Annotated in this window: 11 protein-coding genes; 5 read left to right on the top strand and 6 right to left on the bottom strand. The window is 44.9% G+C overall.

Going from position 1 to position 11,421, the window contains the following annotated elements; translation table 11 throughout:
* Nucleotides 1-145: 145 nt before the first annotated feature.
* The gene (gene tyrS, locus EPO18_RS06045; RefSeq protein WP_292431961.1) at nt 146-1,342 is read right to left on the bottom strand and encodes a tyrosine--tRNA ligase; all 1,197 of its coding nucleotides are present in this window, start codon (nt 1,340-1,342) and stop codon (nt 146-148) included.
* A 176-nt stretch (nt 1,343-1,518) separates the two neighbouring features.
* Here tyrS and EPO18_RS06040 point away from each other — a divergent pair, with 176 nt between their 5' ends.
* Entirely contained in the window at nt 1,519-3,072 is a 1,554-nt protein-coding gene (locus EPO18_RS06040) for a peptidoglycan DD-metalloendopeptidase family protein (RefSeq protein ID WP_292431958.1), read from the top strand.
* 4 nt (nt 3,073-3,076) lie between these two features.
* The gene (locus tag EPO18_RS06035) at nt 3,077-4,213 is read left to right on the top strand and encodes an anhydro-N-acetylmuramic acid kinase (protein WP_292431955.1); all 1,137 of its coding nucleotides are present in this window, start codon (nt 3,077-3,079) and stop codon (nt 4,211-4,213) included.
* A gap of 22 nt (nt 4,214-4,235) precedes the next feature.
* Here the strand turns inward: EPO18_RS06035 and erpA are convergent, their stop codons facing one another.
* Both erpA and argC read right to left on the bottom strand, forming a co-directional pair.
* Entirely contained in the window at nt 4,236-4,568 is a 333-nt protein-coding gene (erpA, locus tag EPO18_RS06030; RefSeq protein WP_292431952.1) for an iron-sulfur cluster insertion protein ErpA, read from the bottom strand.
* 64 nt (nt 4,569-4,632) lie between these two features.
* The gene (gene argC / locus EPO18_RS06025; RefSeq protein WP_292431949.1) at nt 4,633-5,664 is read right to left on the bottom strand and encodes an N-acetyl-gamma-glutamyl-phosphate reductase; all 1,032 of its coding nucleotides are present in this window, start codon (nt 5,662-5,664) and stop codon (nt 4,633-4,635) included.
* Nucleotides 5,665-5,749: 85 nt separating this feature from the next.
* Between argC and EPO18_RS06020 the strand changes: the two genes are divergently transcribed.
* From EPO18_RS06020 to thpR, 3 genes are read left to right on the top strand one after another with little or no spacing between them, the layout of a single operon-like run.
* Nucleotides 5,750-6,733 carry an NAD(P)H-quinone oxidoreductase gene (locus tag EPO18_RS06020; RefSeq protein WP_292431946.1) on the top strand — a complete coding sequence of 328 codons (984 nt, stop codon included), beginning with the start codon at nt 5,750-5,752 and terminating at the stop codon, nt 6,731-6,733.
* Between the two features lie 4 nt (nt 6,734-6,737).
* Entirely contained in the window at nt 6,738-7,583 is an 846-nt protein-coding gene (locus tag EPO18_RS06015; RefSeq protein ID WP_292431944.1) for a sulfurtransferase, read from the top strand.
* Between the two features lie 17 nt (nt 7,584-7,600).
* A complete protein-coding gene (gene thpR, locus EPO18_RS06010) occupies nt 7,601-8,143 on the top strand; it encodes an RNA 2',3'-cyclic phosphodiesterase (protein WP_292431941.1) in 543 nt (180 codons plus the stop codon).
* Here thpR and xseA read toward each other — a convergent pair.
* From xseA to EPO18_RS05995, 3 genes are all read right to left on the bottom strand, one after another.
* Nucleotides 8,130-9,494, bottom strand: a complete 1,365-nt coding sequence (xseA, locus tag EPO18_RS06005; RefSeq protein WP_292431938.1) for an exodeoxyribonuclease VII large subunit — start codon at nt 9,492-9,494, stop codon at nt 8,130-8,132. The two genes, thpR and xseA, sit on opposite strands and share 14 nt — an antisense overlap.
* Nucleotides 9,495-9,542: 48 nt before the next feature.
* Complete coding sequence (locus tag EPO18_RS06000) at nt 9,543-10,268, bottom strand: flagellar brake protein (RefSeq protein ID WP_292431934.1); 726 nt, start codon at nt 10,266-10,268, stop codon at nt 9,543-9,545.
* Between the two features lie 207 nt (nt 10,269-10,475).
* Nucleotides 10,476-11,195: a flagellar brake protein gene (locus EPO18_RS05995; protein ID WP_292431932.1), complete on the bottom strand. Its 720-nt coding sequence runs from the start codon at nt 11,193-11,195 to the stop codon at nt 10,476-10,478.
* Nucleotides 11,196-11,421 lie beyond the last annotated feature (226 nt).

Raw genomic sequence — 11,421 nt, 5'->3', positions numbered from 1 at the left:
CCCGAAGAAGCCGGCTATTATAACCCGCTTAGCCAACTTGTCAACATCCTTGCCAACTTTATTTCCCTACCAAAAGCTTACTTCCTGCTCTTCCGAGGACACTGCCCCGAAAGAACCGCGAATTCTACAGCCTTCTCTGCCTGCGTCAAAAAGTTATTCTCACTCGCGCAAACTTTCTTTTTCCTACTTGATAAATATGATTAGTCCCAACCGAAATCTCCAGTTTTTGATCCGAAATCTTCTCCCCATCGATCTTTACCGCACCCTGCTTTATCATGCGATTAGCCTCGGATGTACTCTCCGTTAATCCGCTATCTTTCAATATATTCGCTATACCGCAACTTGAACCCTCAATCTTTAATTCCAACTCATCCATTTCATTAGGCATTGCACCGCGCTGAAATCTGGCTTCAAAATTTTCCAATGCCTTCACAGCAGCAGAAGCATCGTGAAATCTTTCTATAATTTCCTGAGCCAATTTTACTTTATAGTTTCTCGGATTTGCCCCTCGCTTGCATTCCTCCATCCATAATTTTATTTCGGACATAGGACGAAAGCTCAACAATTCAAAATAACGCCACATCAACTCATCAGATATGGACATTAATTTACCGAACATGCCATCCGCAGAATCGGCTATACCGACATAATTATTGAGCGACTTGGACATTTTTTGCACACCGTCCAACCCTTCCAAAATCGGCATCGTCATCACAACTTGAGGCTTTTGTCCGAAAGCCTCTTGCAGTTGCCGCCCAACCAGCAAGTTAAACTTTTGATCTGTCCCACCCAATTCCACATCGGCCTTCATCGCCACCGAATCATAGCCCTGAATTAAAGGATATAAGAATTCATGTATCGCAATAGGCAGCCCTCCCTTGAAGCGCTTACTAAAATCGTCTCGCTCTAACATTCTGGCGACGGTGTGCTTTGCCGCCAACTGGATTAGATCAGCCGATGACATTGCATTCATCCAGCTTGAATTAAACATCACCAGGGTTTTAGTCGGATCCAAGATTTTAAATATCTGCTCCTCATAGGTTCTTGCATTATCAATAACCTCATCTCGAGTCAACGGCTTACGGGTTACATTTTTGCCTGTTGGATCACCTATCATCCCGGTAAAATCACCAATCAGAAATAGCACCTCGTGCCCTAAATCCTGAAATTGCTTTAGCTTATTGATCAACACCGTATGCCCCAAATGCAAATCAGGAGCAGTCGGGTCAAAGCCCGCCTTAATCCGAAGAGGCCGCCCCTCTTCCAGCTTTTTAATTAATTCCTGCTTAACTAAAACCTCATCAGCCCCTCTAAGAAGGTGCGCCAATACGTCCTCTTGCAATTTCTTTCTCCAGATATTTACAAATCGTCCATTATAGAATTAATAACCGGCCTCGTTGAATAAAACTTTTATGCAGCCTAAAATTAGCAAATATACGTAAAAACACTTAGAATGAGACTGTAAATCTATCGAGTCTTTTTTGATTTATCTAACTTTCAATTACTTAGCGTAGCCTAGTGAAAAATAGAATCTATACCTCTTTGCTCTTTGGAATTAGCATAGCTTTTTCAATAAACGGACACACACAGACAAAGCCAGCAAGCAAACACGCAACAACCAAGACTATTTCTGCCGCTACCTCTCATTCAAAACACACAAAACCTGTTGACAAAAAAACTGCTGTTGCGGTTAAAACTAAGTCGAACAATAAAAGCGCACCTGTTTCATCAAAACCCGCTAGCAAAAAAAACACTATTGCTACAGTCAAGCTTATTACCGCAAAAAAAACTGTTGTACAGTCCAAATCTACTGCTAAAAATCAATCTATCGTTTCTACCAAGCTTAAAAACAACAAACAATCTGCTGCTGCCACCAAGCTTGCTGAAAAAAAACAAGCCAATCTTTCGGCCAAATTAAAAAACAACAAGCCTTCTATTGTCTCATCCAAATCGAGCCATAAAAAAAACACTGTTGCCGCTGTTGATGATTCGTCCACTAGAAAACATACTATTATTTCTTCCAAGTCGATCGAATCTACGCCAGTAAAATTTATTAATCATAGAAAGCCGGAAAGAAACACGCTGACTAGTTTGGATTTGGATAACACCGAATCTAATCCAATAACTGATGCAAATGATGACCAACAATTCCACCCAGTTTCAATCGATCACCTACAGCCTGCAAAAATCAACACAGCGCATGTATCGATAGAAACCTCTCTATTTCTGGATGGACTTGAAGCCGACCTATCGAAAGAGCTTATTTTGCAACTTACCGAGGTTTTTGCATGGGATATTGATTTTGCGACCAATTTGCGTCCTGGCGACCAATTCACGGTGGTTTATGGAAAAAAAATAGTTAACGGCAAAGAAACAGATACCGACGAAATTATTGCCGCCGAGTTTGTTAACCAGGGAGTGTCGCATACAGCAGTCCGGTATATAGATGAGTCCGGCATTACCAGCTATTACACGCCTGACGGACAATCCATGCAAAGAGCTTTTTTAAGTGCGCCGGTTGACTTTATAAAGATAAGCTCCCCTTTTGACACGCACCGCAAACACCCGATACTGAACAGGATTCGTGCGCATAAAGGTATTGATTATGCGGCAAGAACCGGGACACCTGTAAAAACAACCGGAGACGGAACAGTTACTTTCTGCGGCCGCAATGGCGCTTATGGGCAAGTCGTCATTATTCAACATAACGATCACTATGAAACGCTTTATGCACATATGTCCGGCTTTAAAAAAGGCTTAACGGTCGGCAATCATGTCAAGCAAGGCGATGTTATCGGCTATGTCGGCCAAACCGGCTTGGCTACCGGTCCTCACTTGCATTATGAGTTTCATGTCGATGGAATGTATCGAGACCCGGAAACAGTTAAAATACCGCACTCAATGCCTATCAGTAGCGGGCTTTTAGCCGATTTTAAAGCTCAAACCCAAACATTCTTTGCTCAACTTAACCAGGCCAAAGCCAAAAGCCTATTTGCCAAAACCCCCTCGGCAATCGCTCCCGGCATAGCTCTACCTCCTTCATCGACGCAACCGACTCATTACGTTGATTAAAACAATGCCTGAGCTTTATATTGGACTAATGTCCGGAACCAGCCTGGATGGCATTGACGCAGCTCTTGTTAATTTTAAAGACAACAAAGTCCAGCTTGTCGATTTTGAATATCGGCCGTTATCCGCCGACATTCAAAATGCTATCCAACGACTCAGCAAGCCTGACGCACTCATTTCACTCAAAGAATACGGCGCTATGGATGCCCGCCTTGGCCACTTATTCGCAGATGTTGTTAATACCTTGCTTGCCAAAACCGATATGCCAGCTTCATCAATCAAAGCCATCGGCAGTCACGGACTAACCGTCTACCACGCGCCCGAAATTAGATTCCCTTTTTCCCTGCAAATTGGCGATCCCAACGTTATTGCCGAACTTACCGGCATTACCACCGTGGCTGATTTCAGACGCAGGGATATTGCGGCTAAAGGTCAAGGCGCGCCGCTGGTTCCGGCTTTTCATCAAGCCGTATTCCAAAATCCGGACGAACACCGCTGTATCGTAAATATCGGCGGGATAGCCAATATTACCGTCTTGCCTAAACATCAGTCCACAGAAGTTATCGGTTTTGATACCGGACCCGGCAACACCCTGATGGATCTATGGATCAAGCTACAACGAAATCTGCCGTATGATAAAAATGGAGCGTGGGCCAAAACCGGAAAAATCGACCATAGCTTGGTGGAACTTTTAAAACAAGACCTTTACTTCAAAGCCCCGCCGCCTAAAAGCACCGGTAAAGAATACTTTTCGCTTCCGTGGATTTACCAATACTTTGACGCATTCAGCTACAATGCCGAAGACGTACAAGCCAGCTTGTGTTTTTTAACGGCTATAACGATTTGCGATGCAATTAAACAATACGCGCCGAATACTGAACGCGTATTGATTTGTGGAGGAGGTATTCATAATGCTTACCTACTGGAACTTATCCAACAGCAGCTTGAATGCCCTGTTGAGTCAACGGAACTGTACGGGCTCCATCCCGATCATGTTGAAGCCATGGCTTTTGCATGGTTGGCCAGACAAACGCTAAACAATCTGCCCGGCAATCTTAAAGAAGTGACAGGGGCAATTAACTCTGTGATTCTCGGAGGGATTTATCCTGGAAACAAAAAGGGCGACATCATGTCGCCCGAATAGGAGGAGAGAAACAATAAACCAACTACGCTGAAAAAGACGATCCGCAACCGCAAGTCGTAGTCGCGTTAGGATTGCGAATAACAAACTGAGCACCGGACAAATCTTCCTTATAATCGATTTCAGCGCCGGTTAAATACTGAATGCTCATCGCATCGATCAATACCGTAACACCGCCGTTTTCAACGCAAGTATCATCTTCATTGACTTCTTCATCAAAAGTGAAGCCGTATTGAAAGCCTGAACAACCGCCGCCTGAGACATAAACTCTCAACTTCAGATTATCATTGCCTTCCTCAGCGATTAATTCACCCACTTTAGAAGCGGCGCTATCAGTAAAAATTATCGGATTAGACATATATTTAGCACTATAAAAATGGAATTAAATAAATTATGGCAATACCTAGCTTTTTAGTCAACAATTATGGATAAAGCGCAATTATCTTTAATCCGGAGTCTTCCTTTAAGCCAAACATCAGATTCATATTTTGCACTGCTTGGCCCGCCGCGCCCTTAACCAGGTTATCGATCACCGATAGCACCACGATAGTTTGACCGCCTTGCGGTTGATGAATCGAAATCTGGCAATTATTACTACCCCGGACATTTCTTGTATCGGGATGTGAGCCTTGCGGCAATACATCTACAAACACCTCATCAGCATATCTTTTTTCGTACAAAGCCTGCACATCGTCCAAGCTTCCATCGGCCTGACCATATAAAGTAGCGTGTATCCCGCGAATCATCGGCGTCAAATGCGGTACAAAGGTCAAACCGACCGATTTGCCGGCTACCAATTCAAGCCCTTGGGTAATTTCCGGCAAATGCCGATGACCGCCGACAGCATAAGCCTTAAAACTCTCGCCGGTTTCGCTCATTAATGTCGCCAACTCCGCTTTACGCCCTGCCCCGCTGACGCCAGACTTAACATCAGCAATTAAATGCTTGGCATCGACCAAATCGTTTTCAAGCAACGGTAAAAAACCCAGCTGAACAGCCGTTGGATAGCAACCTGGACAGGCGATTAAATTACTCTGTTTAATTGCCTCGCGATTCACTTCCGGCAAACCATAAACCGCTTCGGCGATTAAATCGGGACAGGTGTGCTCCATGCCATACCATTTGCTCCATTCCTTTGCGTCTTTCAACCTGAAATCTGCGGACAGGTCTATCACTTTTACGGCGCGCGCCAGCAACTGCTCCGCCATCAACATCGCCGTACCGTTCGGCGTCGCGAAAAACACCACGTCGCACTCGGCCAGGGGTTCAACTTCAGGCAAACTAAACACAACATCGATAGAACCGCGCAAGCTGGGATAAAGCGCATCCGCCCTAACTCCCGCATCGGCGCGCGAAGTGACGACCGTCACCTCAACATCCGCATGCAACGCTAAAATCCGCAATAGCTCAACACCGGTATATCCGGTTCCGCCCACAATACCTGCACGAATCATCTGTTTTATCCTGCTCACACATTGTTTATGAAAATAACTGGGGCATATAATAACCGCAACCCAGCTTATTGACGATGTTGTAACTATGCCGCTTCCCGATCAGATGATTGCCATTGAAATTGACAACGGTATTTTAAAACCGGCTCAGCGCACCATACCAACTCCCTCACCCAACCAAGTTTTGATTAAAGTGATTGCCGCCGGCGTCAATCGACCCGATGTAATGCAGCGTAAAGGCCTGTATCCGCCCCCGCCCGGCGCATCCGATATTCCGGGCCTGGAAGTTGCCGGAACCATCGTTGCGTTGGGCGACAACATCGATTACTTAAATATAGGTGACGGAGTTTGCGCACTGGTGACCGGCGGCGGTTATGCCGAATATTGCCTAGCCTCGGCGGCGTTATGCCTGCCCATACCAAAAGGCCTGTCTTTTGACCAAGCCGCCGCATTACCGGAAACTTTTTTCACCGTCTGGAGCAATGTTTTCGACCGCGCACGGTTGCAATCGGGCGAAACGCTGCTGGTGCATGGGGGAACAAGCGGCATAGGCACGACAGCCATACAGTTAGCCAAAGCCTTCAACGCCAAGGTCATAGCCACCACAGGCTCAGCAGCCAAATGCGAGTTTTGCCTGAAACTGGGCGCCGATGCCGCGATCAACTACAGGGAACAGGACTTTGTCGAAGAAATCAAACAGCTTACCGACAACAAAGGCGTCGATGTTATTCTGGATATGATCGGCGGCGATTATTTTCCGCGCAATCTAAAATGCATGGCTGACGATGCCCGATTGGTGCAAATCGCCATTCAAAACGGCCCGAAAGCTGAAATAAACTTATGGTCTGTCATGCTTAAAAGGCTCACCATCAGCGGCTCGACCTTGCGGGCCAGAAACGATGCATTTAAAGCCACAATCGCAGCCAGCTTGCTGGAAAAAGTTTGGCCGTTTTTATCATCAGGAAAAATCAAACCGGTTATACATTCAACTTTTGCACTCAGCGACACCGCAAAAGCCCATCAACTCATGGAAAGCAGCCAACACATCGGCAAAATCATCTTAACGGTATAGCAATATGACTTACAACACACTCGTTTCCACAGACACACTCAATCAACAACTTAACAACTCCAACTGGATCATCGTTGACTGCCGCTTTTCATTAGCGGATACCGAAGCCGGCGCCAAAGCCTATCGGCACGGACATATCCCCAACGCCCGCTATGCCCATCTGGACAAAGATCTGTCCTCAGCCATCACCGATTTTACCGGACGCCACCCTTTGCCGAACTTCGCTTTATTGGCAAAAAAGCTCGGCGACTGGGGCATAACCAATACCAGTCAAGTTGTTGCTTATGACGATGCAGGCGGTGCTTTTGCTGGACGTCTCTGGTGGCTATTGCGCTGTATGGGCCATGACAAAGTTGCGGTATTGGATGGCGGTATCAAGCAATGGCAAAAACAAGGGCTGCCGATCACCACAACCTTGCCCACCGTTAAACCTGCCACGTTCAGACCTTATTTAAACGAAGCGGCATGGATTAATGCCTTGCAGGTGCAAAATAACTTGGCCCAAAAATCCATTTGCTTGGTTGATGCCAGAGCCCCCGAACGCTATCGCGGCGAACAAGAACCTATAGACCCGGTTGCAGGCCATATTCCCTACGCATTAAACCGGGCTTTTCAATTAAACCTGAACAGCAACGGCTTATTCTTATCAGCGGAGAAATTGCGCGAACAATTTAAACAACTTATCGGCACTACCGCCCCCGACCGAGTCGTTCATTATTGCGGCTCCGGCGTCACCGCCTGCCATAACTTATTGGCAATGGAACACGCAGGATTAACGGGGTCCAAACTTTATGCGGGATCGTGGAGCGAGTGGATCAGGAATAAAAACAGGGCCGTTGCGAAAGACTGATTTATTGTTTACTCCCCATGTCAGGTACTTCAAGATTATTTTTTGCCTTATGGCCCGACGATCAAACCCGGCAAGTGCTGGCTCGTTTGAGTCAGTCCATCACGGCTAAAGGATTCAAATGGATACAGCCGTACAATCTCCATGTAACATTAGTGTTTTTAGGACAGGTTAACAAAAATGTTGAATTATCAATTAAGCAGTCCATCGACGGCATTACTGCCCAGCTTTTTGAGTTGACCTTTGACAGTTTAAGTTATTGGAGTAAACCAAAAATTTTATGCTTGACCTGTCAGCAACCAGTGCCGGAAGCGGCGTCAATGTTGGTAGCCGGACTGGAGACTGCGGCCGCAAACTGCGGCTTGCAAACCGACACCCGCCCTTATACTCCGCATATTACTCTGGCTCGTCATGCTAGATATTTGCCGGACGTGAAGATTGAACCGATTATCTGGCGCGCCGATTCGTTTTGCCTTGTCGAATCCTGTAGCGAACCGGATGGGGTTTGTTACAAGGTGATACAGCAGTGGCCTTTGATTAAACCAATCGCTAATCCCGGTTAATATTTTTGACTTGGCTAGTGAACCGGCCATGCGCAAGACGGGTTTGAATTATATCGCCGACATTGATTTGTTCGATTGAACGGACAATTTCCTTTGTAGAAGGATTTATAACCATCGCGTAACCCCGATTTAATGTTGCCAAAGGACTAACCGCATGCAAGGTCTGACTGGAATTACATAATCGCTGCTTTAACTGTTCCAACTTATGCACGGTCGCGACAGTCAGGCGCTGGCTCAAATACTCTTGCCGTTGTTTATGACTGTTGATGGTTATAGCGGGATTATGTTGCCATAACTGAGCTGTTTTTGCCTCGACTATGCCGGTCATATGGCGAAGTCTTGTCCGTATCGCTTGGTTAAGCCTAGACTCAAGTTCAGCCATGCGCTTTCCATTTCTTGCCAGTTTTTGGCCGGGATGTTGCTGTTGTAGCCGCTGACTAAGCCAGTCCAGAGTTTGCTGCTTTTGGTTCAGTTTACGTTGCAGTTGCTGGTGCAGCCGCAATTCTAGATGTATGAATCGGGACAGCCATTGCTGTTGATCGGGGCTGGCGTGTTCTGCTGCTGCCGAGGGCGTTGCGGCACGCAGGTCGGCAACAAAATCGGCAATGGTAAAATCGGTTTCGTGCCCTACAGCTGAAATAATCGGAATTTCGCTGTCATAAATAGCCCTGGCGACCAGCTCTTCGTTGAATGCCCAGAGATCTTCCAGCGAACCTCCGCCCCGTCCGAGAATAATGACGTCGCATTGCTTATATCGATTGGCTGTGGCTATCGCCTTTGCAATTTCATATTTGGCGTTTTCGCCTTGTACCGCAACCGGGTAAATGATCACCGGTATCGCTGCGAAACGTCTTTGTAAAACGGTCAGTATATCTCTGATGGCCGCGCCTGATGGCGAGGTAATAACGCCAATGGCTGCTGGCAGCGTAGGCAGGCTTTGCTTGTGCACGACATCGAACAATCCTTGTTCAGACAGTTTTAGCTTTAACGCATCAAACGCCCGGCGTAAAATTCCGTCGCCGGCTTCTTCAATATGCTCGACTATGAGCTGGTAATCGCCTCTGGGTTCGTACAAGCTGACTTGCGCTTTGACAATGACCTGCTTGCCGTTTTCGGGTTTAAACGCCAGCCGGCGTTGCTGAGTGCGAAACATTGCACAACGCACCTGAGCGTTGGCGTCCTTCAGCGTAAAATAAATATGCCCAGAGCTAGGGGTGCTTAAATTGGACAGTTCACCTTCAACCAGTACCGACACAAAATGTTCGGCAAGCAATTGGCTGGTTTCGCGGTTAAGCTGGGTAACCGTGAGTATGTTGCGCCGCATAGATGCTGATGTGGAAGCTATAGTCATTGCTTTATGCGAGTTTAGTGTGCGATATGCTAAGAAACTTAATCCCGTTCACTTTTTTTGTATGCTTTCCCGTTGCAACTGATTTACATAGCGCATGACAGTTGATTCAAATACAGAGGTTATCCGGATAAATGAACAGCCTATTTTTTGAATTTTAAGTGCGTCGATTTTATCCAGATTAATTATGCGCTTAGAGCGGACCTTAAAAGAAATTATATCTTCACCTGCACCTGAAAGTACAAGCCTGCACTGCTCAAATTGCGCACCGGGAACCAATAAGTTGGATATTTCAGTTGAAGTATTGAGCACGGAAAAACCCGTAAGGCTAATGTCGTGTAATACTAAATTGACCGGCTCCTGATTCTCCAGCGTCAACTGGCAATAACTGGATTTTGATTCCGGCGATGTGATCCGAAAGAATTCTCTACGCTGCACCCAAAAAATTGACTCGGGAATTGGTATGGTAAACGCCGGCTCCCCGTTATAAAGAATTTGTTGCGGCATTCTTCCTTTAAAAGAAGATTTAATGCCGGAAAAATTTGCTTCGAAAGTGATTCGGGTGGCATTAAGAAACTGTTGATTTAAAAGTTCTTTGGGCCCGTAATCAAAAATTATGACATTATTTACTTCGTCAATCTCAAGTATTGCAGTAAGAAAAAACGCTTTACCTTCGCCAAAACGAACACTGAGTAAGCATTTATTCTTAATCAATATAGACAAATTGTGAATTATTTGCCTTGAATCGTAGACAGAATAAGAGGAGGCTTCGCTCATTAATAGTGGCCATCTGTTTTTTGCTAATTACCGAACAACATAATGACAGTCATAAGTAGCATTTTGATCTGTACAAAACTAAATTTCCACTCTTTAGCATAACCGTTATACGGCCTCTGCCTTGTCTATAGGACCGGCTGACGAGTCAGGGATAAATATCTTCTATGCAATCGTATATTGGTTTCGTTGCTCGTTGATGTAAATAAATCACTCTTTCTGTAAGTCTTCCCGTTGAACCTGCTGCATATATCGCTGAATAGTCTCTTCAACTGGAAAAGTTAGTTTGATGAATTTACAACCTATTTTCTGAATTTTTTCTAATTTATCAGGATTAATTACATACTTGGCGCATATCTCAAAAGAAATCATGCCCTCACCTGCTCCTGAAAGTATAAGTTTACATTTTTCAAATATTGTACCGGGAATCAACATATCAGAAACTTCCTTGGAAATATTCAGCATTGCAAAACCTGTAAGACTGATATCATATAGCTTAAGGTTAATGGGTTCTTTGTCTTTTAGAACCAATTGGCAATAACAGGGTTTTGAAAGAGGTGATTTTACCCTGTAGTACTCTCTACGCTGCATCCAATAAAGCAATTTAGGGATAGGCATACTGAATGCCGGCTCCCCATTATGGAGGATTTTTTTCAGCGCGGCACCGGTAAAAGAAACTTTAATACCGTTATATTCAGTATCGAGTGTGATCTTGTCGGAGTTCAGCAAACGTTGATTTAAATCTTCCTTAGGCCCGTAATCTAAGACCACTGTATTATTTTTTTCATCAATATCGAGCAATGTAGTGATATAAAATTCATTATCTATTCCAAAACGAGCACTAAGTAAACTTTTATTTTTAAACAGTAATGATAAATGACTGATTATTTGCTTTGGATTTTGGATTGAAAAAGAAGATATGTTGCTCATTAATATGTATTAATTAATTATTTTGCATTAAACGCAAAGCAAACGTGTAACATAAAACTCACTCCTTACGCAAAGTCTGCAATAATAAGGAATAGTTTGTTCAAGACAGGGCTATCAGGAGTGAATTGTAGCCTATCCCCTGATTTGTTGTGGATACCCGGATTGGGTTCATCCAAAACATTTTTCACATACTGTCAGCTTGTTGTATTGTAGAATATTTGGTATT

Origin of the sequence: Methylobacter sp. (assembly GCF_004322395.1) — a bacterium.
Lineage (GTDB): Bacteria > Pseudomonadota > Gammaproteobacteria > Methylococcales > Methylomonadaceae > Methylobacter_A.
This window is presented reverse-complemented; position numbering and strand designations above follow the sequence as displayed.